Here is a 26,404-nt window from a genome sequence, read left to right as displayed (position 1 = left end):
CCAGGTCAGAAGAACAGGGTCATCAGCAGCCAGACCGGAACCAGCGTCGTCACCAGCGAGTCCAGCCGGTCCATCAGCCCGCCGTGCCCCGGCAGGATCGTCCCCATGTCCTTGATGCCGAGATCCCGCTTGATCATCGACTCGATCAGGTCGCCCACGGTGGCCAGCAGCGCCGCCAGCGCCCCGATCAGCGCACCCTGCCAGAACTGGCCGTCCAGCAGCCACATCACCAGCCAGGCCCCGACCGCCGTGCACGCGACGACCGACCCCGCCAGCCCCTCCCAGGTCTTCTTCGGGCTGATCACCGTGAGCTGGTGCCTGCCGAACAGCACACCCGCGACATAGCCGCCGATGTCGCTCGCCACGGTCACCGCGATGAAGATCAGCACGCGGTGGTTGCCGTCGTCCGGATGCAGCATCAGCGCCACGAACGCGCTCAGCATCGCCGGGTAGAACAGCGTGAACACCGACGCCGACGCGTCACGGACGTAACCGGCCGTCCCGTCGCTGAACATCCGCCAGATCAGCAGCACGAACGCGAAGATCGCGAACGTGGCCAGCAGCCACTCGGGCCCGCCCCAGTACGCCCCCACCTGCATCGCCACCAGGCCCGCGAGCACAGGGACGGCGGGCACCTTGATGTCACGGGTGGCGAAGGCCTTGACCAGCTCCAGCACGCCGACGCCGACGGCGCCCGCGACCACGACGAGGAACAGCTCCTTGATCGTGTACACGGTGCCGATGACCAGCCCGGCCAGGACCAGGCCGACGGCGATCGCGGCGGGCAGGTTCCTTCCGGTACGGCTGCCGCCGCTCGAGCTGGTGCCAGCCGTACGTTCTTCCACAGACTTCTCCAAGAGCCACGGCCCCCGCCATCGGCGGCGAGGGCCGTGAGTGACCCGCTACGGGCGGCGGACCGCTCCAGGCGACCCGCCGTGCGGCGCGCCGCTCAGACCTCGAGCAGCTCGGCTTCCTTGTGCTTGAGCAGCTCGTCGATCTTCGCGACGTGCTTCTGAGTGAGGTCGTCGAGCTCCTTCTCGGCCCGCCTGACCTCGTCCTCGCCCGCTTCGCCATCCTTGATCATCTTGTCCAGGGTCTCCTTGGCGGAGCGGCGGATGTTGCGCACCGACACCTTGGCGTGCTCACCCTTGTTCCTGGCGACCTTGATGTACTCCTTGCGGCGCTCCTCGGACAGCTCCGGGAACGTCACCCGGATCACCTGGCCGTCGTCGGTGGGGTTCACGCCGAGGTCGGAGTCGCGGATGGCCTTGATGATCGCATTCGTCGAGCCCTTGTCGTAGGGCTGAATGGTCACCATGCGCGCCTCGGGCACGTGGAAGGACGCCAACTGCTGGATCGGCGTCGGCGTGCCGTAGTACTCGGCGTTGATCTTGTTGAACATCGAGGGGGTGACGCGGCCCGTACGAATGGTCGCGAAGTCCTCCTTCGCGACCGATACGGCCTTGTCCATCTTGTCCTCGGCTTCGAGGAGGGTTTCGTCGATCACAGCGGCTCCCTGTCTACTAGCTGGCGGTGTCGGGCTCGCTCCGTCATTTGCCTGCCGGACTCACCAGCGTGCCGATTTTCTCACCGCGTACCGCGCGCAGGATGTTGCCCTCACCCATGAGGTCGAAGACCACAATCGGCAGATCGTTGTCCTTGCACAGGCTGATCGCGGTGGCGTCCATGACCGCGAGGTCGCGCAGCAGCACCTCGCCGTAGTCGAGGTGGTCGAACCGGACCGCGTCCGGGTTCTTGCGTGGATCGGAGTCGTAGATCCCGTCGACCTGCGTGCCCTTGAGCAGCGCCTCGGCGCCGATCTCCAGGGCCCGCTGGGACGCGGCGGTATCGGTGGAGAAGAACGGCGAGCCGAGCCCCGCGCCGAAGATGACCACACGGCCCTTCTCGAGGTGCCTGATCGCGCGGCGCGGCAGGAACGGCTCCGCCACCTGCTGCATGGTGATGGCGGTCTGCACCCGGGTCTCCACGCCCCGCCGCTCCAGGAAGTCCTGCAGCGCCAGGCAGTTGATGACCGTGCCGAGCATGCCCATGTAGTCGGCTCTGGTCCGGTCGATGCCCCCCTGCGAGAGGGTCGCGCCGCGGAACATGTTGCCGCCGCCGACCACGACCGCGACCTGCACGCCCTCCTTGACCGCCTCGGTGATCGAGTCGGCCAGGTGATCGACGATCATCGGGTCGATGCCCAGCGGCTCGCCCCCGGCGAACGCCTCTCCTGAAAGCTTCAACATCACCCGCTTCCACCTGAGGTGGTTGTGCGGATTTTGTGGATCTTGAGATGAGGAAGCCGCCGTCCGTGTGGATTCGTGGGCTGACTCCCGGTGGTCCTGCACGGCGGCGGCCTCCTTCAATTCGGCGGATCGTTGAGCTGGCAGCTTGCCTAAGCCTAAGCCTGACCGACCTTGAAGCGGACAAAGCCGAGGACCTCGACGCCGTTCTCCTCGGCGTACTTGCCCACGCTCTTCTTGTTGTCCTTGACGAAGGCCTGCTGCAGCAGCGTGAAGTCCTTGTACCAGCCGTTCACGCGACCCTCGACGATCTTGCCGATGGCGGCCTCGGGCTTGCCCTCCTCGCGGGTCATCTCCTCGAAGAGCTTGCGCTCCTTCTCGACGACCTCGGCGGGAACGGACTCGGCCTTGAGGTACTGCGGCGCCATCGCGGCGGCGTGCTGCGCGATGTCCTTGGCGACCTCGGCGTTCGGCTTGTCGAGCTGCACCAGCACGCCGACGGCCGGCGGCAGCGCCGGGTCCGTCTTGTGCATGTACGCGCCGATGTAGCCGCCCTCCAGCACCGAGAAGCGCCGAATCTCGATCTTCTCACCGAGCGCGGCGTTGGCGATGTCGAGGTGCTCCTTGACGGTCTTGCCGTCGAAGGAGGACTCGACCAGCGTCGCCACGTCGGCCGGCTTGGTCGCCAGCACGTGCGCGACGACCTGGGCGGCCAGCTCCTGGAAGCGCTCGCCCTTGGCCACGAAGTCGGTCTCGCAGTTGATCTCGACCAGCGCGGCGGAGGAGTCGCCGTCCTGCTTGAGCGCGACCAGGCCGTTGGACGCGGTGCGCGCCTCACGCTTGCCCACGTCCTTGGCGCCCTTGAGGCGCAGCAGCTCGATCGCGCGGTCGAAGTCGCCCTCCGACTCCTCCAGCGCCTTCTTGCAGTCCATCATGCCGGCAGCGGTGATCTCACGAAGCCGCTTGACGTCGGCCATGTTCACGGAAGCCATTGCTCTTTTTCCTTGTGGGATTTCGTCGTCGTCATCGTGGTCCGGGCGGGAGCCGGTATCCGGCCACCCACCCGGGGTTCGTACGGCAGGCGCCCGCCGTACAGGAGCCTTGTCTTGCTCGGGGCGCGGGGCGGCCCGGCTTCGCTGCTGCTTCGCTCGGCATACTGCCCAGCCTCGCCTCGGCGTACCACCTCGGCTCGGCACCGCCCAACGATCTCACCTTCGGGCGCGTCGCGCCTCCGCCTTCCAGCCTGCGGGCAATGAGCCGGCCCCGGCGTACGACGTCAGGAGACCCTGGCCTCACCGACACCTCGCCTTGGCCTGGCTTACCGCCCGGGACCCGGAGCGGCCCGCCCGGCATGCCGTCCCGTCTCAGCCGTTTGCCGATCCGGAACGCCCACCTTGCCTGACCGCCCACCCGAGACCCGCAGCCACCCGGTGGTTTGCCTTATTCAGCTGTCACGTTGCCTTGCACTCGCGCGTACACCCGCCGACCGGCAGAACCAGCCTGCACACGCTCACCGACCGGCAGAACCAGCCGACAAGCACCCGCCAACCAGCGGAACCAGCCGACAGACACTCGCTGACCGGCAGAACCAGCCCGCAAGCACCCGCCAACCAGCCGGCGAGCCGTCGCAGCTCACCGCAGCCCAGTTCATCGCGGCCCGGCCCCGGCCCGGTGCTGCCGTCGGCCCGGTCGACCCGGACCTCCGCAGCAGCACCCCGCCAGACCGGCGCCACGGGGAACCGCAGCCCCACCACACGATGCCCTCAGCCGAGGACCTCAGCGGCGGAGCAGCGGCGCCCCTGGTGCGCGGACGTCAGGCCTGCTGCTCGGTCTCGCCCTCAGCAGCGGCCTCGGCCTCACCCTCGGCGGGAGCAGCCGCCTCAGCGGTGGCGCCCTCCTCGGCGGCCGGAGCCTCAGGAGCAGCGGACTCTTCGGCAGCAGCGGACTCCTCGGCGGCGACCGGAGCGGCCGGAGCCTCGGGAGCGGCCTCAGCGGCGGCAGGGGCCTCAGCGGTGCCCTGCTCGATGAGCTCGCGCTCCCACTCGGCCAGCGGCTCGGCGGCGGCCGGCTTCTCGTCACCGCGGGCGGCGCCGGAGCGCGCCATCAGACCGGCGGCGACACCGTCAGCGACGACCCTGGTCAGCAGGCCGACGGCGCGGATGGCGTCGTCGTTGCCGGGGATCGGGTAGTCGACCTCGTCGGGGTCGCAGTTGGTGTCGAGGATCGCGACGACCGGGATGCCAAGCTTCTTGGCCTCGCTGATCGCGATGTGCTCCTTCTTGGTGTCGACGACCCACACGGCGCTGGGCACGCGGCCCATGTCGCGGATACCGCCGAGCGTGCGCTCCAGCTTGTCCTTCTCACGGCGGCGCATGAGGAGCTCCTTCTTGGTGAGCCCCGAGCCCGCGACGTTGTCGAAGTCGAGCTCCTCGAGCTCCTTCAGACGCTGCAGCCTCTTGTGCACGGTGGAGAAGTTGGTGAGCATGCCACCCAGCCAGCGCTGGTTGACGTACGGCATGCCGACCCGCGCGGCCTGCTCGGAGATGGCCTCCTGAGCCTGCTTCTTCGTGCCGATGAACAGGATCGTGCCGCCGTGGGCGACGGTCTCCTTCACGAAGTCATAGGCACGGTCGATGTACGACAGAGACTTCTGCAGGTCGATGATGTAAATGCCGTTGCGCTCGGTGAAGATGAAGCGCTTCATCTTCGGGTTCCAGCGCCGAGTCTGGTGGCCGAAGTGAACGCCGCTCTCGAGCAGCTGTCGCATGGTGACGACGGGGGCCATGTGCTGGTCCTCCAGGTCTTGGCGCCCTGCGGATGGGCGCGGTTCTCGGTTGTGCCGCGGCAGCGCGTCGTCTGCCGCCCTGATGCCCCGAACCCGCTCCCGCCGGGCACATGGCCCGGACCGATGGCGCGGTCCGCAATGGGGCATGCGAAGTCGGCCTGTGGTCACAGGCCACCGAAAAGTCTACCTCCCACACCACCCCAGGCTGACCGTCCGCGGTCAAACGGACATCGGCCCCTACCCCGGCACCACCACCCACTCATCCCCCGCGCCTCCCCCGCCGACCGCACAGGCCCCCCGGCCACCGCCGTAGCTTTCCCACTCCCACGACGCCCGCGCTCCCACTCCCCCAACACCACCCCAGCGGCCCACTCCCTCCGGCGCCCACCCTCGGGGCCCCAAGCCCACGACGCCCGCCCTCAGCGCCACCATCCCCACGACGCCCGCCCTCCAGGCCCCAAGCCCACGACGCCCGCCCTCAGCGCCACCATCCCCACGACGCCCGCCCCCCGGGCCCCAAGCCCACGACGACCACTCACCCGGCGTTTCTCACCCGGTGCCGTGATCCTCGGTAGGCAGCCCCGGCACCGCCCTCGCCACCACCGGGAACAGATTGACCTGCGCCTCCACAACCCTGGCCCCCTCCGGAGCCTCCTTCTCGTCCCGGCGCTGAGCGAAGTACGGCTCGAGCAACTCCTCGATCCGCCTGCTCAACCGCCCAAGCTCAGCCGCGTCCAACCGAAGCCGGTGCCGGCTGAACAGCGTCACTTCCCGCCACTCCTCGGCCTCCATGTCGGCATTGACCAGAGCCCGATCAGCCTCCGCGTTCGCATCCCGCCGGAACGCAGTGATCAGCATGGTCTTGGCCGCCCGGACGTCGGGCTCGTCGTCGGGCCGAGTCCCGACGCTCAACGGCCGGTCCACCCCCTGCCACATCCGCTCCCGGCCGTCCCCTCGCGGCGGCGCGTCCTCGACGAAGCCGTACTTGGCCAACATCCGCAAGTGATAGCTGGCGGCGCTAGGCGTGATCCCCGCGATCTCCGCCACTTCGGTCGCGGTGGCGCTGCCCTCCACCCGAAGCCTGTTGAGGATCATCAACCTCGCCGGATGAGCCAGCGCCCGCATCGCCTTGGGATCGCTGAGCCCCTCTCTCTCCTGCGTCATGCGCCAAACGTACCCATCTTCAGGCCTGAAGCATTGCTTTCATAACTATGAAGGGTTACCTTCATAGTTATGAAGCGTTCCCTTCACAACTCCAGCACCGCCGCCTCCAACCTCCCCACCCCGCCTCCGACCTCGACAAACCACACCGACGAACGCCCACCGCCACCCCAACCCACCTCGCCCCCAACTTCCAAAACTCCACCCCTCCCCACCGCCTCAGCCCCGCCCCTTCCCACCACCTCAGCGCCGTCGCCCGCCACTTCCTCAGCCCCGCCCCTTCCCACCACCTCAGCGCCGTCGCCCGCTACCTCCTCGGCCCCACCCCTCCCCACCCGCTCAGCTCCGCCCCGTCCCGCCGCTCCAGCCCCGCCGCCCTTCCCTCCCCTACGGAAGCAGCGCGACTACCGCCTCCTCTGGACGGCCCGCACCATCTCCGTCACCGGTTCAGAGGTCTCCAAGCTGGCCATCCCCCTGACCGCGGTCACCCTGCTGACCGCCTCCCCCTCCCAGATGGGCATCCTGACCGCCGCCGCCTCGATCCCGGTCCTCCTGTTCGGCCTGCAATCGGGGGCCATCGCCGACCGCCTGACCCGCCACCGCCCGCTGATGATCGCCTGCGAACTCGCCTCCTGCGCGGCCGCGGCCACGATCCCCATCGCCTGGCTGCTCGGCCTGCTGAACGTCATCTGGCTGATCGCCGTCGCCCTGGTGATCGGCACAGCGGGCGTGCTCTTCAAGGCCGCGAACTTCCCCCACCTCGCGGCAGTCGTCGACCCGTCCCAGCGAACGGAGGCCATGGCCGGCTTCCACGCCTCCTACTCGGTGGCGTCAGTCAGCGGCCCCGGCCTGGCGGGCCTCCTGGTGCAACTCCTCACGGCGCCGCTGGCCGTGCTGGCCGAGGCGTTCGCGTTCCTCACCTCGGCCCTCCTCCTGCGCACTATCAGAACTCCCGAGCACAACACCCCCGCCGCCTCCAAGAGCATGTGGCGCGACGTCGTCGAAGGACTGAGGACCAGCGTCACCAACCCGGTTCTTCGCGCTCTCCTGGGCGCCGGCGTCACGATCAACTTCTTCGCCATGGCCTACACGGCCGTCTACATGCTCTACATGCTGAACACCCTCGGCATCCCCAAGGCCCTGATCGGCGTCCTCATCGCCCTGAGCGGCGCGGGCGGCCTGTTCGGCGCCTGGCTGACGGCCCGCCTGTCCAAGCGCTACGGCGAGAACCGCGTCCTGCTCGTGTCAGTGATCTTCTTCCCCATCGAGATCCTCGCCGTGGGCCTGCTGACCGGCCCGCTCTGGTGGAAACTCGCCCTCCTCGCCCTGACCGGCACGATCACAGGCGGCATCGTCGTCGCCTTCGCCACCTGCATGGGCGCGATCACCCTCAGGGAAACCCCGCCGGAGCTACGCGGCCGGGTGAACGCCACCACGACCTTCGCGGTGCAGGGCGTCCTGGCCCTGGGCGGCCTCGCCGGCGGCTTCATGGCCGAACTGATCGGCCTGCGCCCGGTGATCCTCATCTGCGCGGCAGGCATCGCCCTCAGCACCATCTGGATCTGGACGTCCCCGCTCCGCCCCCAACGCCGCCGAACCACCCTCCTCCACACCCCGGCACCCTCGCCCACCGACTCCACAACCCACCTGATCGAAAGCAAGCGCCACGCCGCACCCTGACCCCTTATCCACAGAACGACGTTCGCCTCCTCGCGCCCTTCCCCACCCCCGCCAAACTCCCCTCATGACCACCCCACCCTCAAGCCCCTGGACGAGAGCCGCCTCCGCCACCGCGATCCTGCTCATCTCGACGACGCTGCTCTTCTCCACCACCCCTGCTCCCCCAGCAAGAGCCTCCCCGCCCACCTGGCGATGGCCACTCGACGGCAACCCGCGGATCCTGCGCCGCTTCACCCCACCCCCCGAGCCATGGCTCGCCGGCCACCGCGGCATCGACCTCGCCGCCCCGGCAGCCACCCCCGTCCTGGCCGCAGGCCCAGGCACGATCCACTTCGCGGGCCCGGTCGCCGGCAAGGGCGTGGTCACGATCGTCCACGAAGGCGGCCTGCGCACGACCTACCTCCCCGTCAGCGCCTCTGTCCAGCGAGGCCAGCCCATCACCTCAGGCGCCAGACTCGGCGTCCTGGAGCCTTCGACGCACCATTGTGAGGAGTCGTGCCTCCACTGGGGCCTGCGTCGCGCCACCACCTACCTGAACCCTCTGCAACTCCTGGGCCACGCCCCCACCCGACTCCTCCCCTTCTGGCCCCACCCCTCCCGGCAACCCTCACGACCGGCACCGAGGCCCCGCCCACGGGCAACAACTTCCCCAGCACCTCGCCCCCACGCCCCCTCACCCCCGGTCCTAGCCTCGGTCCCAGCCCCGGTCCCGACCCCAGCCCCAGCCCCAGCCCCAGCCCCAGCCCCAGCGAGGATCTTGCGCCCCCGCCTTCTTCCCGCCCCCTCACCCCCTCTACTGATCACTCCCTCTCCACGGGAACGTTCCAAGCCACCCTGCGACGCAGTACCTCACCCCATCTCGCCATCACAGTCATGGCCCTCTGCGCCTCAATCACGACCCTCCTCCTGATCACCGCCCTCTTCCGCAACCGCCGCCGCCCTCAACCAAACCCACGCGCCCGCGCAAAGGGCCAACACCGAAGACAACGACGCCGCAGAACGACCAGAGCCCGAAAAGCCACCCCAGGGCCACACTGACTCCCTCAACCCGAAGCCAGTGCCGCCCTCACCCGCACATCAAGCCCTCGGATGCGCCTGCCGATACGCCGCCCGCAACCGCTCAATCGACACATGCGTATAAATCTGCGTCGTACTGAGCGACGCGTGCCCAAGCAACTCCTGCACACTCCGCAGGTCAGCCCCACCCTCAAGCAAATGCGTGGCCGCACTGTGCCGCAACCCATGCGGCCCCATATCCGGCGCCCCCTCTACCTGCGCCAACCGCGCATGCACAACCCGCCGCACAGTCCCCGCGTCAATACGTCCACCCCGCACCCCAAGAAAGAGCGCCGGCCCGGACCCGGCCCGCATCCACAACGGCCGCCCATGAATGCACCACCGATCCAACGCCCGCAACGCAGGCACCCCGAACGGCACCGAACGCTCCTTGCGCCCTTTCCCCATCACCCTGATGACGTTCCGCTCCCGATCCACGTCATCGACATCGAGCGCACAAAGCTCACTCACCCGCACGCCGGTGGCGTACAACAACTCAAGAAGCGCCTGATCCCGCAGTTCCTTCGGCTCCCCTTCCGAAGGCGCGGCCAGCACAGCCTCGGCCTGCCGCTGATCAAGCACGGAAGGCAGCGTCCGAGGCGACTTCGCACTGCCCAGCAGCAGCCCGGGATCGGTCTGCAGCCACCCTCGCCGATGGCAGTAGGCGGTGAAGGTACGAGCACACGCGGTCCGCCGCGCCAGCGTGGCCCGCGCTTTGCCAGCCGCGTGCTGCCCCGCCAGCCATGCCCGCAGCACCCCGATATCCAGCCCCTCAACGTCCCCGTTCGTGTGGTCGAGCAGCGAGTTCACATCAGTCAGGTACGCCCGGACCGTATGCGGAGAAAGGTCACGCTCAAGCCGCAGATACCGCCTGAACTCAGCCACGACTTCTTCCCTGTCCACGCCTAACCCCCTCCACATCTCCATCCAGCCCACCCGCCGAACGAGACCAGACCTCCCACACTCTCTAAGCCTGACTGAAACTCCTAAACGTCGCATCCATCACCAAGCCCCTCCACCCCCGTTCCAGTTCTCACCGCAGCCCCAACTTCTCCGACCTTCTTCCCCCACTGGCGACCCCCCTGGCTCACCGAGCCACCGACAATCAACGACGCACGCCATCAAACGCACAGCAAGCAGCCTCATCCCTCCACCGCCGTCGCGACCACCCACTCCGCGATATCCGCGACAACAGCCCCATCGACATGCTGCGCATACTCATACTCCGCAGGCGTGGAAACCCCCTCCCCAGGAAAGAAGAGGTGATTATCGGCGTCGTACACCCGAATAAGGACATCAGGACGGCCACCAAGCCCCGCCCGCCACCCAGCCAGATCATCGGCAACGGTGACCTGATAGTCCCGCCCGCCCTGCAGGATGAACATCGGCTTGTCCAGGGCAGCCGCAGTCGCCACCGCGTCATAGTCGCGCAAATCCATCCAGTACGAGCCCGGCAGCCCGAAAGGCAACTCCGCAGCGGCCGTGGAAGGCGACAGATCAGGGCTGTCGATCATCGCCGCCTGCGCGACGAACCCCTCGACCGCAGCCTCCGTGACCATGCCCGGACTAACGGTCGCGAGATACCGCGCCACTCGCACAGCAGCACGATGCATCGGCTGCGTGTCCCCAGCCATAATCACCAGCCCGGCCACGGCCTCCTCCGCCTCGGCCACGCGCGGGGCCACCTTGCCACCCATGCTGTGCCCCACGACAAAGACCCGCCCGGCATCCACCTCGGACCGCCCCTGCAGCAGCCGCACAGCAGCCACCGCATGCGGCACGTACTCACCGGTCATCGTGAAGCCGGCCGCGGCCATCATCTCCCGATGAACGAAGCTCACCTTGTCGAACCGCAGGACAGCAACGCCCCGGCTGGCCAGCCCCCAGGCCAGGTCCTTGAGCGGCTTGTTAGGCCCACTCGTCTCATCGCGATCGAACGGCCCCCCACCACTGAGCAGCACGACACCAGGCCACGGCCCCTCACCCCGCGGCAGGCTCAACGTCCCGCCGACAGCATGAGCACCAGCGTCAACCGTGACGTCCTCCTCGAAGAAGCGCTCAGGCTCGGCGTAAGGCGGCGGCTCCCACGAAACCACCGTCGCGGGCGCGAGCTGCAACCCCTGCAACCCGCCCTGCTCATCGACCACCGTCACCAGGGTGAGCCCACCCTCCCGACATTCGACAGGAACGCTGACCCGCACCATCCCCGCATCTGCCGCCTCCCTCACCGGCAGCCCAACGCCGGACACCCCGCCCCGCTTCGCCACGACCTCGCCTTCCCAGGCCACCCGCAGCACCTGCGCGCTCACCACCGCCCGCAACGACGGCGCAAACAACGCCTCAATGTCCCCGAACCGCCCTTCACACGCCATCTCCACCACAGAGACAGCAACCGCACCTGGCTCGGCTTCAGCAGTTCCCATGTCTCGCCACCTACCTTTCTCATTGATGAGAAAGGTAGCACATGTGAGACCATAACCACATGGACACCTTGGAGCTGCTGGCCCACCCCGTACGACTCCGCGTCGTACATGCGATGCGCGGCGGCCGCATGCTGACGACCTCGCAGTTGTGCGCACGCATCCCCGACGTCTCCAAGGCCACGCTCTACCGGCACATCGACCTACTGGCCACCGAGGGCGTCCTGGAGGTGGCCGAGGAGCGGCGAGTGCGAGGAGCCGTGGAACGCCGCTACCGCCTGCGCCAGGACCTGGCCGTGATCGACCCCGCCATGCTCGAATCACTGTCGCGCGACGACCACCGACGCGGCTTCGCCACCGCCATGGCCATCCTGCTCGCCGAGTTCAACACCTACCTCGACCAAGAGAAGGCCGACCCGGTAGCGGACCTCGTCGGTTACCGGCAGCACGCCATCTGGCTCAGCCGCGATGAGCTGCACGAGCTGATCAGCGAACTACGCGCCGCCATCGCCCCCCGCCTCTCCCACGCCTCAGCCCCCGACCGCACGCAATACCTGCTCAGCCCGATCCTGTTCCCCATCGAGGCCCCACCGTCACCCCCCGGCGCCAACGCAGAAACAGCAACCAAGACCAAGGCCGAAACCGAAGCCGAAGCCGGGACCGAGGCCTAGACCGGGACCGGATCGGGACCGGGGCAGGGGGCGGGACCGGGACCGGGACCGGGGCAGGGGCAGGGGGCCGGTACCGGGGCCGGGGGCTGGGGCTGGGGCCGGGGGCTGGAGCCGGGGGCCGGGACCGAGACCGGGCTGGGGCTGGGGCTGGGGCTGGGGCCGAAACCGGGGTCGTAACCGGGGCCGGGGCCGCAACCGGCTGAAAGGCTGCCTCCTCCACCACGCCCGCCGCCCGCTTGCCCGTCGCTACGGCTCCCTGTGGCGGCAGACTAAACCTCGCAACGCTCTGAGGCGCGGAGGCCCCAAGCTCGCAACCTTGCAGCCCGCCCGCACACACCACGACGAACCGCCCCACCGCGACGCAAGCAGCCACCCGCGACGCCACCACAGACGGCCCCACCGCAACGCAGGCGGCTACGCGCACGCCTCACCACAGACCGCCCCACCGCACCGTAAGCAGCTACTCGCACGCAATCACCGCAGACCGCTCCACCAGCGACACGAGCGGCTGCCCCCACGCATCCGCGCAGATTCGCTCCACCGCAACGCCAGCGGCCACCCGCACAGGGCGCCCCAAAGCCCGGCACGCCACAACCATCGGTCATGAGCATCAAAGACATCGCCCCGACCGCGTACGGTCGGGGCGATGTCCGTTCGGCCTGGTCAGGGCCATCCCAGTAAGCATGGTGACGGCCATCGCTTGATCCTTGGAGGGCCTAAGTTAACCGAGGAGAGCAGAACGATGGCCGCGGACAACAGTTTGAGCCCGCAGTCGCATGCCACGAAGCTGAACGCGGACCAGTGACCCCTACTTTCTCTCAACCATGCCCGAGCCGCTCCCGTCACCATGCGCTCCAAGCCGACCCAATCACCGCACTTCAGACACCACCATCGCCTCCTCCTCACCCAACCCTCCGCGCCATCGGCAGGTGACACGACTGAGCCGGCATCAGGCGCCAGCCGCGTACTCCTCATTCACGCGAACACAACCTCCGGCCGGCCGGTCTGCTACGGACCGACCTCCGAAGCTCGGAAATCGTCAGGAGGCGGCGGGATTTCCGTTGGGTCGGGTTCCGGGATGGGCGGGGGTGCCAGGGCCGTGGAGTCCGGGGCCTTGCGGTACGCCGCGGGTTGCTTGCGGAGGCGCCAGCCGCTCGGGGTGCGTTCGATGTAGCCGGCGGCCGCCAGACCACCGAGTGCGCTCAGCGTCGTGTCCAGGCTCATGCCGGCCGCCACCGCGATCGAAGCCGGCCCGGCACCACCTCTGGTGGGGACCGCGTCCAGAACTCTCTTGGTCGGCTCGTTGAGCCTGTCCCTGGGGACGGCCGGGCCGCGGACCTGCGGGGCGAGGTCATCGCCCAGCGCGCCTACGAGGTCGATCATGTCTTCGGGGGAGGTGATGCAGACGGCCTTGCGCTCCCGGAGGAGTCGGTGGCATCCGGCTGACATCGCGGAGGTGATGGGGCCCGGAATTGCTCCCAGGTGCCTGTTGAGGGAGAGGGCGTGGGTGGCCGTGTTGAGGGCGCCGCTGCGAATCGCGGCTTCCACGACCACCGTTCCTCGGGAGAGGGCGGCGATCAGCCGGTTGCGGATGAGGAAGCGGGCTCTGGTCGGGTGCACGCCGGGCGGGCACTCACTGACGAGAACGCCCTTCTCTCTCACCTTGGCGAACAAGGACTCATGGGCACTCGGGTAACTGACGTCGACACCGCAGGCCAGGACCACGACCGTGGGCGCTTCGGCGGCCAGCGCGCCTTTGTGGGCAGCCCCGTCCACACCGAACGCGCCACCCGACACGACGGTCCAGCCCGACTCGCTGAGACCGACGCCGAACTCGGCCGCGATGTGGCAGCCGTACGAGGTGGCTGCTCTGGCCCCGACCACCGCCACCGATTTGAGGCAGGAGAAGCGGAGGTCGGCGTTGCCGTGCACCCACAGGCCGAGAGGGCGGCTGCGACGAAGGTCGTCGAGTTGGGTGGGCCATTCCGTGCTGCCCGGGATGATCAGCCGGGCTCCGGCTCGTTGGCCGGCTTCGAGGTCGGCTGCGGGGTTGGCGGCTGCGAGGCGGGTGTACCAGGCGTTCAGGCAGGATGTCAGGTTGGGTGGGCGCTCTTGCTGGGCTTGTTGGGCTATGAAGCCTGGAGGGAGGGTGCGGGTGCGGATGGCCTCCACTGCTTGAGGGGCGCCGTACTGGGCTACGAGGCTGCCCATGGTGACGTCTCCGACGTCGGCGGCTCGCATGAGAGCGGCTCTGGCCCTGATTTCCCTGTCCGTGTCGGATGTCTTGGCGGCTCGGGTCCTGGTCTCGGTCAGTTGTCCGCCGGCCTTGATTCGGTCCGGAGAACCCGCTGTCCTGGCTCCGTCATGAGGTCCTGCCGTCGCTGGTGTGCCTTCGAGTCGGGTGGTTCTCACTTCGCTTTCAGGCTCTGCGCTCCTTGTTTCCAGGGCGCGGAGATCGGCCTGGACGCTGCTCGTGGGCTCATCTTCGGCTTCGGGACCCGCTCTGCTCACGGGCCCGGCTGGGGGCGTGGAGGCGCTGGGCGTGGGGCGGTTCGGCGGGTCGTCGGCGCGGGTCGTCGCGGGAGTGGAAGACCTGCTGGGCTCTGTGGTCGTGGAAGGCGTGGCGGGCTCTGTGGTCGTCGAGGGCGTGGTGGTCAAGGTGACCTCCTTGAGGTGCGCGGTGATCGAGGTTCGCCAGGAGAGCGGTGGGGAGAGGGTCCGAGTGGCTATCTCACGCCGAGCCAGAAACCAAGGGCGGCGTTGGTCTCGTCCTGTCCCGGGGTGTCCTTGTCGGCCAGGTCGGCGAGGGTCCACGCCACGCGTACGACACGGTCGAGGCCACGTGCGGTGAGGCTGCCCGTGTCCAGGCACGCCGTCATGGGCTGCATGGCCTCGTCCGGAGGGCGGAAGTCGGCGTGCAGGACGGAGGACGGGATCTCGGCGTTGGAGCGCCACTGCGTGCCCGCCAGGCGCTTGGCGGCTCGTTCGCGAGCTACCAGGACGCGTTCGGCCACCGTCGCGCTGGTCTCGACGAACTGGCGGTCGGCCAGGAGTTCGCGGCGTGAGGAGCGGTTGACAGTGACCTTCATGTCGATGCGGTCGAGGAGGGGGCCGGAGAGGCGGCCGAGGTAGCGGCGTCTGATTGTGGGAGAGCATTTGCAGGTCTCACCCTGGTCCTCCGCTTGGGAGCAGGGGCATGGGTTGGCCGCCAGGACGAGCATGAACCTGGCCGGGAACGTGACCGAGCCCGCGGACCTCGACACCGTCGCCCTGCCGGACTCCAGAGGCTGTCTCAGCGCGTCCAGGACGTGTCTGGGGAACTCGGGAGCCTCGTCCATGAAAAGAACGCCTCTGTGGGCCAGGGAGACGGCTCCTGGGCGCACCACGGTGCTGCCGCCGCCGATGATCGCGGCGGACGTCGCCGTGTGGTGCGGGCTGACGAACGGAGGACGGCTCAGCATCGGCGCGTTGGGCGGCAGGACGCCCGCGACCGAGTGGATGGCGGTGACCTCCAGGGCGTGGTCGAGCTCCAGGCTCGGCAGGAGGGTGGGGAGGCGTTCGGCCAGCATCGTCTTGCCCGTGCCAGGCGGGCCGAGCATCCACAGATTGTGGCCGCCGGCCGCGCAGACTTCGAGTGCCCGGCGGGCGACCGGCTGGCCGACGACGTCCGCCAGGTCGATGCCGGGGGCGCAGGTGGTCTTGGGCGGGTCGGCGTACCCCTCCACTTCGGGCTCGGGCGGGGCGTCGCCCTTGCGCAGCCACTCCACGAGCTGGCGCAGATCCGCGACGGGGACCACCCTCACGTCCGGTACGAGGACGGCCTCGGCGGAGTTCGCCGAGGGGACGACGACCGTGACGTCACCGTGCCTGGCCGCGCCCAGGACTGAGGGGAGCACGCCGCGTACGGCCCTGATGCGGCCGTCGAGGCCGAGCTCCCCCAGGAAGAACGGCTCCGCGATGCGCTCGGCCGGGACCACGCCCGCCGCGCCCAAGATGGCCACGGCTATCGCCAGGTCGAACTGAGAACCCCGCTTGGGCAGACTGGCCGGGAAGAGGCTGACGATGATGCGGGCGTCGGGCCAGGGATAGTTGCTGTTCACCATCGCCGACCTGACGCGGTCGCGAGCCTCGCTGAGCGCCGTGTCAGGGAGGCCGATGAGGTGGATGCCTGCCAGGCCGTTGCCCACGTCGGCCTCGACCTCGACCGTGCGGCCCGCCACTCCCACCAGGGCCACGCTGCGTGTGCGGGCCACCGCCATTCAGATCGCCCCCCGTACGTGACGGAGGGCGAAATCGCCGGCGAAGCGCTCCAGGGCTATCACGTCCACGCGGACGGTTTCGAACGTGGTGGGCTGGGTGGCGAGCCATTTGGCGGCGAGCATGCGCAGTCTGGCCAGCTTGGCGGGTCTGACTGACTCCAGGGCTGTGCCGTGGGATCTGCTTGAGCGGGTTTTGACCTCGACTACGACGAGGGTGGGGCCTTCTTCGGCGATGATGTCGAGCTCGCCGTGGCGGCAGCGCCAGTTGCGGGCGAGTATTCGCATGCCTTGGGTTTCTAGGTAGGCGACGGCTGTTTGTTCGCCGCGTCTGCCTAGTTCTTGCTTGCTTTCCTTGGTCATGTGGTGCCTCCGTCGGGGTCGGTTGGGTTGGGGTCCGAGCACGACCTTGGCGGAGGTGGGGTGGTGGTGGAGGGGCCGAATGGGGTTCTGGGGATTAGGGGCTGTGGGGTGGTTGAGGGCTGTGGATAACTGGCTGGCAGGGGCGTGGGATGGGAGTGGTAGGGAGAGGTGAGGGATGGAGAACTGGTGCGGTTTGGGGTGGCAAGGGGGTGAGGGGTTGGTGCGAGCGGCTGGCAGGACAGGCGGCACGTAGGCAGGACGCGCGGTGTAGGCGCCGACGGCCCGGCAGGCGCACGAGGTAGGCGGGGTAGGCGGGCGAGGACAGGCGGGGAGAACGCGTAAGGCAGGGCGTGGCAGGCCGGCGCTTCGGGGCGGGTGCGCGGGGTGGACGCCCACGGCACGGCAGACGCAAGGGACAGGCGCACGGGGCGAGCGCACGGGGCGAGCGGGCGGCGCGAACGGGCGGGCGGGGCGAGCGGGCGGGCGGGGCGAGCGGGCGGCGCGAATGCAGGGGCGCGGGGCACGGGCCGGGCGCGACGACGGCTGCGGGTGCAGGCACGCGTGCGGGTGCGAGCCGTAGCGCGGGGCGCAGGCTGTGATGTCAGGGGCGCACTGTGGCGGCAGGCACGGCGCGGTGGCACGCACGGCGCGGTGGCAGGCTCGGCGTCGTGGCAGGCTCGGCGTCGTGGCAGGCTCGGCGTCGTGGCAGGCTCGGCGTCGTGGCAGGCTCGGCGTCGTGGCAGGCGCGCGATGCGGTGGCATGGCAGGAGGCTGCGCAGAGGCGGGCCGATGTGAGTCCAAGGCAGCACCGCAGCCGCGCCTAAGAACCGCCGCGGGGATGAGGCTACGACCGGGAGCCGTCGTGGCAGGCGAGCGCCAAGACCACAGCACGGGCCAAGACCACAGCACGGGCCAAACCGACAGCACGGGCCAACCCGACAGCAGGGGCCGAACCGACAGTGCAGGCCAAATCGACAGTCCAGGCCGAGTTGACAGCACAGGCAGAGGCGGCCACTGCTAAGCGACGCCGCCGACACGAACGGCCAGCCACACCGAACGGCACCCCCACCACCGATCCGCCCAGCTCACCGCCCGCCCCCACAACGGCACCACCGCCCCCAGCCCGCCCCGCCCTACCCGGAGAACCCTTCCTTCGGCATCTCCAGATCAGCCTTCGCCAGCTCCTCCACGTTCACATCCTTGAACGTGACCACCCGCACGTTCTTGACGAACCGCGCCGGCCGATACATGTCCCAAACCCAAGCATCCTGCATCTTCACATCGAAGAAGACATCGCCGTTCTCCGCGGTACGCACGTCGAGATCGACCGAGTTGGTCAGATAGAACCGCCGCTCAGTCTCCACCACGTACGTGAACAAACCGACGACATCACGGTATTCGCGGTAAAGCTGCAGCTCCATCTCGGTTTCGTACTTTTCGAGATCCTCTGCGCTCATCGCGGTCCTCCTGTCGTACCGGTCCCCCGGTTCGCCTGCTCAGGCAACCCCGGCCCCCATTTCATTTTCACCCATCTCCCTCGCCACCGTGACGAAGGAGTAGCGGTGATCAGGACACGGCCCGTGCGTTTCCAGCGCCAGCCGGTGTCCTGGTGTGACATACCCCTTGTGTTCGGCGAAGCCGTACTGCGGGTGGCGTTCGTCGAGCGCGACCATCAGCCGGTCCCTGGTCACCTTGGCCACGATCGACGCGGCCGCCACGCACGCGGCCACCTGATCCCCCTTCCACACGGCCAGCGACGGCGCCGGGAGCCCCGGGACCGGGAAGCCGTCCGTCAGGATGTACTCCGGGTCACAGGGCAATCGCGCGACGGCCCGCCGCATTCCCGAGACGTTGCACTTGTGCAGACCTTTGGCGTCGATCTCCCCCGGCGGGATGATCACTATGCCCACGTGTGACAGGCGCATGATCTGGTCGTGGAGGCGTTCGCGCACCAGGGGGTTCAGCAGTTTCGAGTCGTTCAGGCCGTCGATCTGCTTGCGCAGGACGACGGCCGCGACCACGAGGGGCCCGGCGCAGGCGCCGCGGCCGGCCTCGTCGACGCCCGCTATGGGGGTGAGGCCGCGGCGGGCCAGCGCCCGTTCGTAGGCGTAGAGTCCGGAATCGCGCCGGACGACGCTCGGTCGAGGGCGGAACGCAACTGTCATGACACAGGCAGCGTACGCCCCATTCGCCGCATACCGCGACTGGAAGTCGGCTCTACTTGACCTTGTCGAAAATGTCGGGACGCGAGAAGAGGTAGCCCCGCGACAGCGGCCAGTAGCGCACCACGGCCTTGCCGATCACGTCGTCCTCGGCGATGAAGCCGCCGCCCGGCTCCTCCATGTGGGCCCGGGAGTCGGCCGAGGCGCTGCGGTGGTCGCCCATCAGCCAGAGTTTCCCGGCGGGCACGGTGACGTTGAAGTCGTCGCCTGAGGGGAAGTCGTTGGGGTAGAGGTAGGACTTCTCCTCCAGCGGCGTGCCGTTGACGGTGATGCGCCGCTGCTTGTCGCAGCACACCACCTTGTCGCCGCCGATGCCGATGACCCGTTTGATCGTGTCCTCGCCGTTCCAGCCCTTGAAGACCACGATGTCGCCGCGCTCGGGCTTGCCCGCCAGCTTGTTGACGAAGACCCGGTCGTTGACCAGGAGGGTGTTCTCCATCGACACGGACGGGATGTAGAAGGATCCGACCACGAACGCCTGGAGCAGCAGCGCGATGCCGACGCCCATGACGAGCAGCAGGACGGTCTCTCGGAAGCCGCCCTTCTTCTTCTCTTTCCCCACGCCCTCCGCCTTCTTGGTGTCGGCCATCAGCGCCTCCTCCGCAGGCGCCGACGGACCAGCACCAAGGGTACGGCCATGCCGAACCCGGCGACCAGCGGCACTGACCCGCCCATCGCGTGCAGCGCGGGCTGGGCGAACGTGTCGGGGATGTCGATCGTGTCGAACCTGTTGAACGGCCACACGATCACGAAGGCCCGCCCGATGACCTGGCCTTCCGGGATGGAACCGCCGCCGGGGTCGCCGGTGTGGGAGCGGGAGTCGAGCGAGACCGAGCGGTGGTCGCCCATGACCCACAGCCGCCCCTGCGGCACCGTGACGTCGAAGAACTCGTCGGACGGCACGTCACCCGGGTAGAGGTAGCTGTCCTCGTCGATGGGCGTGCCGTTGACCGTGATGCGCCCCTTGGAGTCGCAGCACTTGACGTGGTCACCGCCGACGCCGATGACCCGCTTGATGTAGTCCTTCTCACCGGGGATGATGCCGAACGCCGTGCCGACCCACCGGAAGAAGCCCTCGACCACGTTGGACGGCTCCGCCAGCTCGAACTCGCCGTCCCAGGAGTCGACCCCGGAGAAGACCACCACGTCGCCGCGCTCGATGTCACGAGTGTGGTAGACGAGCTTGTTGACCAGGACCCTGTCGTTCGTCAGCAGGGTGTTCTCCATCGATTCCGACGGAATGTAGAAGGCCTGGACCACAAACGTCTTGATGATCAGCGCCAGCACCAGGGCGACGACGATCAGAACGGGCAGCTCTTTCCAGAACGACCCCTTCTTCTCTTGTTTTTCGCCCTTGGCCGGCTTCTGAGTCTCTTCGGCGACCACGTCCACCTCGTCCTCGACAGGGCGGCGCGCCGCGCCGTGCTCCTGGCTTTCGTTAGTCATCGCTGACGAGCCTAGATGATGCGTAGGCTCGACAAGCCTCGACCGACGTTACACCGTGCACGAGTCGCTCCACATAAAGGAAACGGCCCTGTAAAGCCGAATGGCCCGCGCCAGGCGCGGGCCATCGGAAGACCACTGGTTACTTGGCGGCCGTCGTCTCGCGCTTCTCGCGGATGCGGGCGGCCTTGCCGCGCAGGTCACGCATGTAGTAGAGCTTGGCGCGACGCACGTCGCCGCGGGTCACGAGCACGATCTTCTCGATGACCGGGCTGTGCACCGGGAAGGTGCGCTCGACGCCGACACCGTAGCTGACCTTGCGGACCGTGAAGGTCTCGCGGGCACCGCTGCCCTGGCGGCGCAGCACGAAGCCCTTGAAGACCTGGATGCGGGAGCGGTTGCCTTCGACGACGCGGACGTGAACCTCGAGCGTGTCACCGGGGCGGAACGCCGGCACGTCGCCGCGCAGGGTCGCCTTCTCGAGCTCCTGGATCTTCGTGTGCATGAGAGCAGTCCTCAAGTCCTCGCGAGCACGCGGAGGTCCACCCGGCCGGAGCTCGCGGCGGACACGCCTGCTGATTTGATGAACCCGGGACCGTTTCCCGGGCATGACGGACCAACCGATAGACGGTTGGCAGCGATTCAGTTTGCCATATCTTCCGGCTGGAGGCGAAACGAGAGCTCTTCGAGCAGCTTCTTGTCGTGCTTGTCGAGCGTCTCAGGGTCGAGCGCCGCCGCCAGTTCTGGCCGGTTCCGCACGGTACGCCGGATCGCCTCGTCCCGCCGCCACCGGGCGACTTTTCCGTGATGCCCGGACAGCAGCACGGCGGGCACCTCGTGCCCGCGCCACACGGGCGGCTTGGTGTAGACGGGCCCCTCGACGAGGTTCCGCATCGACCCGGGCGCGAACGAGTCGTCCACGGCCGACTGGGCGTTGCCCAGCACGCCTGGCAGCAGCCTGCCGATGGCCTCCACCATCACCAGCACCGCGACCTCGCCGCCGGCCAGCACGTAGTCGCCGATGCTGACCTCGTCCACGCGCAGGCGGGCGGAGTAGTCGGCCATCACCCTGGAGTCGATGCCCTCGTACCGCCCGCACGCGAACAGCAGCCACGGCTCGCCTGCCAGCTCCTGCGCGAGCTCCTGGGTGAACGGCCGCCCGCTGGGGGTCGGGACGATCAGCCGGGGCGCGCCGCCGGCGGCGACGGTGTCGATGGCCTCGCCCCACACCTCGGGCTTCATGACCATGCCGGGCCCCCCGCCGTACGGGGTGTCGTCGACGGTCTTGTGCACGTCGTGGGCCCAGTCGCGGAGCTGGTGCAGCCGTACGTCGAGGGTGCCGCGCTCGCGGGCCTTGCCGATGAGCGAGACGTCCAGCGGCGCGAAGTACTCGGGGAAGATCGAGATGATGTCGAGCCGCATCACAGCAGCCCTTCAGGAGGGTCGACGACGAGCCGGCCCGCCTCCAGGTCGACCTCGGGCACCAGCTCCCGCACGAACGGGATGAGCGCGTCCTCCTGGCCCTTCCTGCGCACCACGAGCAGGTCCTGGCCGTGGTGCAGGACGTCTTCCACCTCGCCGACCGGCTCGCCGGAGACGGTCTGCACGGCCAGCCCGATGAGCTGGTGGTCGTGGAACTCGTCGGGGTCGTCGGACGGCGTGACTTCGGAGGAGTCGATGACCAGCATGGTGCCGCGCAGTTCCTCGGCGGCGTCGCGGCCGACGACCCCCTCGAACGTGAGCAGCAGCACGCCCTTGTGCCACCGGCGACCGGCGACGACGAGCGGCCCGCGATCGGCGGGGTCGGTCGCGATCGGCGTGCCTGCGGCGAAGCGCAGCTCGGGATCGTCGGTGCGCACCTCCACGGTCACGTCACCGCGTACCCCGTGCGGGCGGCCTATCCGGCCGACGACGAGCTGCACGTGAAAAACCTCTTTCTACGCGGAGCGCCCCCATCGGAACGAAGCCGATGAGGGCGCAAAAACCTGACGCTAACGGACCGCTTCGTGCAGATCGAGCAGATCGACCCGCACGTACTTCCCGTCGGCCAGGGCGTTCACGACCGTGCGCAGCGCCTTGGCGGTGCGCCCGCCGCGTCCGATGACCTTGCCCAGGTCCTCGGGGTGCACCCGGACCTCCAGGACGCGCCCGCTGCGAATGCGGCGTGCGCGGACCCGGACATCGTCTGGATGTTCGACGATGCCCTTAACGAGGTGCTCGAGAGCCTCCTCGAGCACGTCAGCCCTCGCCCTCGGTCGGGGTCTCGGCGGGGGCCTCGGCCTCGTCCTTCTTCTTGCTCTTGCGGGGCGTGGTGGCCGCCGTGCCGGTGTCGCCACCGGACACCGTCTCCTTGGCCGCGGCCTCGTAGAGGGCGTGGCGGTCGGGCGCGGGCTCGGCGACCTTCAGCGGCGTCGGAGCGGGCTCGCCCTTGAACTTCTGCCAGTCGCCGGTGAGCTTGAGCAGCTTGAGCACCGGCTCGGTCGGCTGCGCGCCGACACCCAGCCAGTAAGCAGCACGCTCGGCGTCGATCTCGATGCGCGACGGGTTCTGCTTCGGGTGGTACAGGCCGATCTCCTCGATCGCCCGGCCGTCACGCTTGGTGCGGCTGTCGGCGACGACGATACGGTACTGAGCGTTGCGGATCATGCCGAGCCGCTTGAGCTTGATCTTGACTGCCACGGGTGTGGTCTCTCCTGCATTCGAGCGTGGGTGAACGGCATCTCGCCGAGTGGGGCACGACGGGACGACGCTCCAGGGACAGGCGTGCCCGGCGGGAGGTGAGAGGGCACCCGCATGGCCACGATGTTCCAACATGCCATTGTGCCAGATCGACGGCACTGCCTACGACCTGTCACCACAGCACACCGCAAAGGTCCGGTAAGGGGCGGATGTGTCCACCCCTCGGCCGACCTCCCGACCGGGCAAGGGGCGGATGCGTCCATCCCTCGGCCGACCTCCTGACCGGGCAAGGGGCGGATGCGTCCACCCCTCAGCCGGCCTCCCGACCGGGCAAGGGGCGGATGCGACCGCCCCCGCCGACGGCCTACTTCTGACCGGGCAACCGCAGCTTGGACGGGTCGAAGCCGGGCGGCAGCTCCATGCCGGGCGGCAGCTTCCCGCCGAGGTTGCCCAGCACGCCACCCTGCTTGGGCTCGTCGGGCGCCGACTCGGACGGCTGCTTGCCCAGCGCGGCCTTGCGCGGGTCGCCGCTGACGCGCCGCCCCTTCTTGGCCTTCTTCTGCGCCTTGGCGTTCTTGCCCTTCCCGCCGGGCATGCCGGGAATGCCCATCCCGCCGGCCATCCGCTTCATCATCTTCTGGGCGTCGTAGAAGCGGGTGACCAGGTTGCTCACGGCGCTCACGGACACGCCGGAGCCGGCGGCGATGCGGGCGCGGCGCGAGCCGTTGATGATCTTCGGATCCTGCCGCTCGCCCGGGGTCATCGAGCGGATGATGGCCGCGATGCGGTCGAGGTCGCGGTCGTCGATGGAGTTGATCTGGTCGCGCATCTGCCCCATGCCGGGCATCATGCCGAGCAGGTTCTTGATGGGCCCCATCTTCTGGACCATCATCATCTGCTCGAGGAAGTCCTCGAGCGTGAAGTTCTCGCCCGACGTGAGCTTGCCGGCCATCTTGGCGGCCTGCTCCTCGTCGAACGTCTTCTGCGCCTGCTCGATCAGGGTGAGGATGTCACCCATGTCGAGGATGCGCGAGGCCATCCGGTCGGGGTGGAAGGCGTCGAAGTCCTCCAGCTTCTCACCCGTGGACGCGAACATGATCGGCCGGCCGGTGATGTGCCGCACCGAGAGCGCCGCACCGCCGCGGGCGTCGCCGTCGAGCTTGGTCAGCACCACGCCGTCGAAGCCGACGCCCTCCATGAACGCCTGCGCCGTCGTGACGGCGTCCTGGCCGATCATGGCGTCGACCACGAACAGGGTCTCGTCGGGCGTGACCGCGTCGCGGATGTCGGCGGCCTGCTTCATCATCTCCTGGTCGATGCCCAGGCGGCCGGCCGTGTCGATGATGACGATGTCGTGGTTGAGGCGCCTGGCCTCGTCGAGCGACCTGCGGGCGACCTCGACCGGGTCGCCCACACCGCTGCCCGGCTCGGGCGCGAAGACGGCGACCTGGGCGCGCTCGCCCACGACCTGGAGCTGCTGGACGGCGTTGGGCCGCTGCAGGTCGGCGGCGACGAGCATGGGGGCGTGCCCCTGCTCACGCAGCCACCTGGCCAGCTTGCCCGCCAGCGTCGTCTTGCCCGCGCCCTGCAGACCCGCCAGCATGATGACGGTCGGCGGTGTCTTGGCGAAGCGCAGCCTGCGGGTCTCACCGCCGAGGATCCCGATCAGCTCGTCATTGACGATCTTGACGACCTGCTGCGCCGGATTCAGCGCCTGGGAGACCTCGGAACCGCGGGCGCGCTCCTTGACCTGGGCGACGAACGCCTTGACCACCGGCAGCGCGACATCGGCCTCAAGCAGGGCGATGCGGATCTCGCGGGTGGTGGCGTCGATGTCGGCATCGGACAGCCGCCCCTTGGATCGGAGGGAGGAGAAGACCGATGTCAGCCGGTCGGATAGCGTCTCGAACACGTGGTTGGCCAGTCCTCGAAGCGAATGTACGTCTAAGACTCCAGCCTATCCGCTCCGCTAGCCGCTCCAGCCTGGCACGGCCATCCGGACGGTCAGCGCGTGCTCGACGAGCTGGATCAGGACGGTTTTCACCGAATCCTTCTTACGCGCGTCCAGCCGCACCATCGGGATGTGCGGGGACAGGGTGAGGGCGTCGCGCACCTCGGTGTCGCTGTGCGGGTACGACCCGTCCCAGCCGTTGATGCCCACCACGAAAGGCAGTTGCGCCTCCTCGAAGTAGTCGATGGCGGGGAAGCTGTCGGCCAGGCGGCGGGTGTCGACCAGGACGACCGCGCCGATCGCGCCCCGTACGAGGTCGTCCCACATGAACCAGAACCGGTGCTGCCCGGGCGTGCCGAACAGGTACAGGATCAGGTCGCGGTCCAGTGACACGCGGCCGAAGTCCATGGCGACGGTCGTGGTCGACTTCAGCGGTGTCATGCCGAGGTCGTCGATGCCGGCGGAGGCGTCCGTCATGACGGCCTCCGTCGTCAACGGCATGATCTCCGACACCGCGCCGACGAACGTCGTCTTGCCCACCCCGAACCCACCGGCGACGACGATCTTCGTCGAGGTGAGGCCGGGGCTAGAGCCTGCGTAGTCCACTGAGCACCCTTTCCAGCAGGTTGACGTCCGGTCTACCTGCCTCGAGCTGCGGCTGATGCACCCGAACCAGGCCTTCCGCCGCCATGTCCGCGATCAGAACACGCACCACGCCGAGCGGGATCCGCAGCAGCGCCGACACCTCGGCCACCGATCGGACCTGGAGACAGAGCTGGCTGATCGCCTTGTACTCGGGCGTGATGTGGGAGAACTCCCGGTGCTCGGCGGTCGCCGAGGACACCAGTGCCTCCATCGCCAGCTTGACCTTGGGCGCGGTCCGCCCGCCCGTCACGGCGTACGGCCGCACCGGGGAGGCGGGGTCATGGCTGGGAGGCGGGGGCGGGGGCTCCCAGCCGCCGCTGTTCCACGAGTTCGTCACCTACATCACCTGGTCTGGCTGGCGCGCAGCTCGGCACGCACAGCCGGAGTCAGCACCTGACCGGCGCGGTCGACCATCAGCGTCATCTGATACGCCACCAGACCCATGTCGCAGTCCGGTGCGGCCAGCACCGCCAGGCACGAGCCGTCACTGATCGACATGATCAGCATCAGGCCGCGCTGCATCTCCACGATCGTCTGGTTGACCGCGCCACCCTCGAACACCCTGGCGGCGCCCTGGGTCAGCGACACCAGGCCCGACGCGATGGCGGCAAGCTGGTCGGCCCGGTCGGCGGGGAAGCCCGACGACGCCGCCAGCGGCAATCCGTCGGACGAGACGACCACCGCGTGCGCGACTCCCGGAACGGTACTGACGAAGTCGGTGATTAACCAGTCCACCCCACGTGCCGCGTGGCTCAGGTCATTCATGCGTTCTCCTTCGTCGATCGCATGAACGACAGTCGGCTGTGTGTGACTGGCCGCTCGCTAC

At 68.7% G+C, this 26,404-nt stretch carries 27 protein-coding genes; 3 read left to right on the top strand and 24 right to left on the bottom strand.

All coding sequences use genetic code 11. The annotated features are described in order from the left end of the window. Nucleotides 1-5: 5 nt before the first annotated feature. From FXF51_RS15565 to FXF51_RS15535, 6 genes are all read right to left on the bottom strand, one after another. Entirely contained in the window at nt 6-845 is an 840-nt protein-coding gene (locus FXF51_RS15565; RefSeq protein WP_187414387.1) for a phosphatidate cytidylyltransferase, read from the bottom strand. Between the two features lie 104 nt (nt 846-949). Further along, nucleotides 950-1,507, bottom strand: a complete 558-nt coding sequence (frr, locus tag FXF51_RS15560; RefSeq protein WP_148435144.1) for a ribosome recycling factor — start codon at nt 1,505-1,507, stop codon at nt 950-952. Between the two features lie 43 nt (nt 1,508-1,550). Then, the gene (gene pyrH, locus FXF51_RS15555) at nt 1,551-2,249 is read right to left on the bottom strand and encodes a UMP kinase (protein ID WP_222871302.1); all 699 of its coding nucleotides are present in this window, start codon (nt 2,247-2,249) and stop codon (nt 1,551-1,553) included. Between the two features lie 155 nt (nt 2,250-2,404). Beyond that, a complete protein-coding gene (tsf, locus tag FXF51_RS15550; protein WP_148435142.1) occupies nt 2,405-3,238 on the bottom strand; it encodes a translation elongation factor Ts in 834 nt (277 codons plus the stop codon). 821 nt (nt 3,239-4,059) lie between these two features. Continuing rightward, nucleotides 4,060-5,031: a 30S ribosomal protein S2 gene (gene rpsB / locus FXF51_RS15545; protein WP_148435141.1), complete on the bottom strand. Its 972-nt coding sequence runs from the start codon at nt 5,029-5,031 to the stop codon at nt 4,060-4,062. A 549-nt stretch (nt 5,032-5,580) separates the two neighbouring features. After that, nucleotides 5,581-6,195, bottom strand: coding sequence for an ArsR/SmtB family transcription factor (locus FXF51_RS15535; RefSeq protein WP_148435140.1), 615 nt, complete (start codon nt 6,193-6,195; stop codon nt 5,581-5,583). 69 nt (nt 6,196-6,264) lie between these two features. Here FXF51_RS15535 and FXF51_RS15530 point away from each other — a divergent pair, with 69 nt between their 5' ends. Together FXF51_RS15530 and FXF51_RS15525 are read left to right on the top strand one after the other, a co-directional pair. Beyond that, nucleotides 6,265-7,872 (top strand): MFS transporter, encoded by a 1,608-nt coding sequence (locus FXF51_RS15530; RefSeq protein WP_148435139.1) that lies wholly within the window; start codon nt 6,265-6,267, stop codon nt 7,870-7,872. 64 nt (nt 7,873-7,936) lie between these two features. After that, on the top strand, nt 7,937-8,782 hold the full coding sequence (locus FXF51_RS15525; protein WP_148435138.1) for a M23 family metallopeptidase: 846 nt from the start codon (nt 7,937-7,939) through the stop codon (nt 8,780-8,782). 167 nt (nt 8,783-8,949) lie between these two features. On the opposite strand, the gene FXF51_RS15520 is transcribed toward FXF51_RS15525, so the two are convergent. Both FXF51_RS15520 and FXF51_RS15515 read right to left on the bottom strand, forming a co-directional pair. After that, the gene (locus FXF51_RS15520; RefSeq protein ID WP_262379561.1) at nt 8,950-9,849 is read right to left on the bottom strand and encodes a tyrosine recombinase XerC; all 900 of its coding nucleotides are present in this window, start codon (nt 9,847-9,849) and stop codon (nt 8,950-8,952) included. 221 nt (nt 9,850-10,070) lie between these two features. Continuing rightward, nucleotides 10,071-11,351, bottom strand: coding sequence for an alpha/beta fold hydrolase (locus FXF51_RS15515; RefSeq protein WP_148435137.1), 1,281 nt, complete (start codon nt 11,349-11,351; stop codon nt 10,071-10,073). Between the two features lie 59 nt (nt 11,352-11,410). Between FXF51_RS15515 and FXF51_RS15510 the strand changes: the two genes are divergently transcribed. Beyond that, complete coding sequence (locus FXF51_RS15510) at nt 11,411-12,019, top strand: helix-turn-helix domain-containing protein (protein ID WP_148435136.1); 609 nt, start codon at nt 11,411-11,413, stop codon at nt 12,017-12,019. 1,008 nt (nt 12,020-13,027) lie between these two features. On the opposite strand, the gene dprA is transcribed toward FXF51_RS15510, so the two are convergent. From dprA to FXF51_RS15425, 16 genes are all read right to left on the bottom strand, one after another. After that, complete coding sequence (gene dprA, locus FXF51_RS15500) at nt 13,028-14,260, bottom strand: DNA-processing protein DprA (protein WP_148435135.1); 1,233 nt, start codon at nt 14,258-14,260, stop codon at nt 13,028-13,030. Between the two features lie 485 nt (nt 14,261-14,745). Beyond that, nucleotides 14,746-16,278 carry a YifB family Mg chelatase-like AAA ATPase gene (locus FXF51_RS15495; protein ID WP_148435134.1) on the bottom strand — a complete coding sequence of 511 codons (1,533 nt, stop codon included), beginning with the start codon at nt 16,276-16,278 and terminating at the stop codon, nt 14,746-14,748. After that, complete coding sequence (locus FXF51_RS15490) at nt 16,279-16,638, bottom strand: YraN family protein (protein ID WP_148435133.1); 360 nt, start codon at nt 16,636-16,638, stop codon at nt 16,279-16,281. It lies immediately after the preceding gene. Between the two features lie 1,133 nt (nt 16,639-17,771). Further along, complete coding sequence (locus tag FXF51_RS15485; protein ID WP_026215037.1) at nt 17,772-18,095, bottom strand: DUF2469 domain-containing protein; 324 nt, start codon at nt 18,093-18,095, stop codon at nt 17,772-17,774. Between the two features lie 39 nt (nt 18,096-18,134). Beyond that, nucleotides 18,135-18,803 carry a ribonuclease HII gene (locus tag FXF51_RS15480; protein WP_148435132.1) on the bottom strand — a complete coding sequence of 223 codons (669 nt, stop codon included), beginning with the start codon at nt 18,801-18,803 and terminating at the stop codon, nt 18,135-18,137. 52 nt (nt 18,804-18,855) lie between these two features. Next, on the bottom strand, nt 18,856-19,449 hold the full coding sequence (gene lepB, locus FXF51_RS15475) for a signal peptidase I (protein ID WP_148435131.1): 594 nt from the start codon (nt 19,447-19,449) through the stop codon (nt 18,856-18,858). Beyond that, nucleotides 19,449-20,306, bottom strand: a complete 858-nt coding sequence (gene lepB, locus FXF51_RS15470; protein WP_148435130.1) for a signal peptidase I — start codon at nt 20,304-20,306, stop codon at nt 19,449-19,451. The genes lepB (FXF51_RS15475) and lepB (FXF51_RS15470) overlap by 1 nt, the downstream gene beginning before the upstream one ends. A gap of 139 nt (nt 20,307-20,445) precedes the next feature. Beyond that, nucleotides 20,446-20,808, bottom strand: coding sequence for a 50S ribosomal protein L19 (gene rplS / locus FXF51_RS15465; protein WP_080042338.1), 363 nt, complete (start codon nt 20,806-20,808; stop codon nt 20,446-20,448). Between the two features lie 137 nt (nt 20,809-20,945). After that, a complete protein-coding gene (trmD, locus tag FXF51_RS15460; RefSeq protein ID WP_148435129.1) occupies nt 20,946-21,725 on the bottom strand; it encodes a tRNA (guanosine(37)-N1)-methyltransferase TrmD in 780 nt (259 codons plus the stop codon). Further along, on the bottom strand, nt 21,725-22,225 hold the full coding sequence (gene rimM / locus FXF51_RS15455) for a ribosome maturation factor RimM (RefSeq protein ID WP_148435128.1): 501 nt from the start codon (nt 22,223-22,225) through the stop codon (nt 21,725-21,727). The genes trmD and rimM overlap by 1 nt, the downstream gene beginning before the upstream one ends. Nucleotides 22,226-22,294: 69 nt before the next feature. Then, entirely contained in the window at nt 22,295-22,540 is a 246-nt protein-coding gene (locus tag FXF51_RS15450; RefSeq protein WP_043634919.1) for an RNA-binding protein, read from the bottom strand. Between the two features lies 1 nt (nt 22,541). Beyond that, the gene (gene rpsP, locus FXF51_RS15445) at nt 22,542-22,982 is read right to left on the bottom strand and encodes a 30S ribosomal protein S16 (RefSeq protein WP_148435127.1); all 441 of its coding nucleotides are present in this window, start codon (nt 22,980-22,982) and stop codon (nt 22,542-22,544) included. A gap of 364 nt (nt 22,983-23,346) precedes the next feature. Next, nucleotides 23,347-24,894 (bottom strand): signal recognition particle protein, encoded by a 1,548-nt coding sequence (gene ffh, locus FXF51_RS15440; protein ID WP_148435126.1) that lies wholly within the window; start codon nt 24,892-24,894, stop codon nt 23,347-23,349. A 57-nt stretch (nt 24,895-24,951) separates the two neighbouring features. Next, a complete protein-coding gene (locus tag FXF51_RS15435) occupies nt 24,952-25,539 on the bottom strand; it encodes a GTP-binding protein (protein WP_148435125.1) in 588 nt (195 codons plus the stop codon). Beyond that, complete coding sequence (locus FXF51_RS15430) at nt 25,520-25,915, bottom strand: DUF742 domain-containing protein (RefSeq protein ID WP_148435124.1); 396 nt, start codon at nt 25,913-25,915, stop codon at nt 25,520-25,522. The genes FXF51_RS15435 and FXF51_RS15430 overlap by 20 nt, the downstream gene beginning before the upstream one ends. 5 nt (nt 25,916-25,920) lie before the next feature. Continuing rightward, nucleotides 25,921-26,343, bottom strand: coding sequence for a roadblock/LC7 domain-containing protein (locus tag FXF51_RS15425; protein ID WP_020546542.1), 423 nt, complete (start codon nt 26,341-26,343; stop codon nt 25,921-25,923). Nucleotides 26,344-26,404: the final 61 nt, after the last annotated feature.

The sequence above is a fragment of the Nonomuraea sp. PA05 genome, assembly GCF_008086045.1.
Classification (GTDB): Bacteria; Actinomycetota; Actinomycetes; order Streptosporangiales; family Streptosporangiaceae; genus Nonomuraea; species Nonomuraea monospora.
This window is presented reverse-complemented; position numbering and strand designations above follow the sequence as displayed.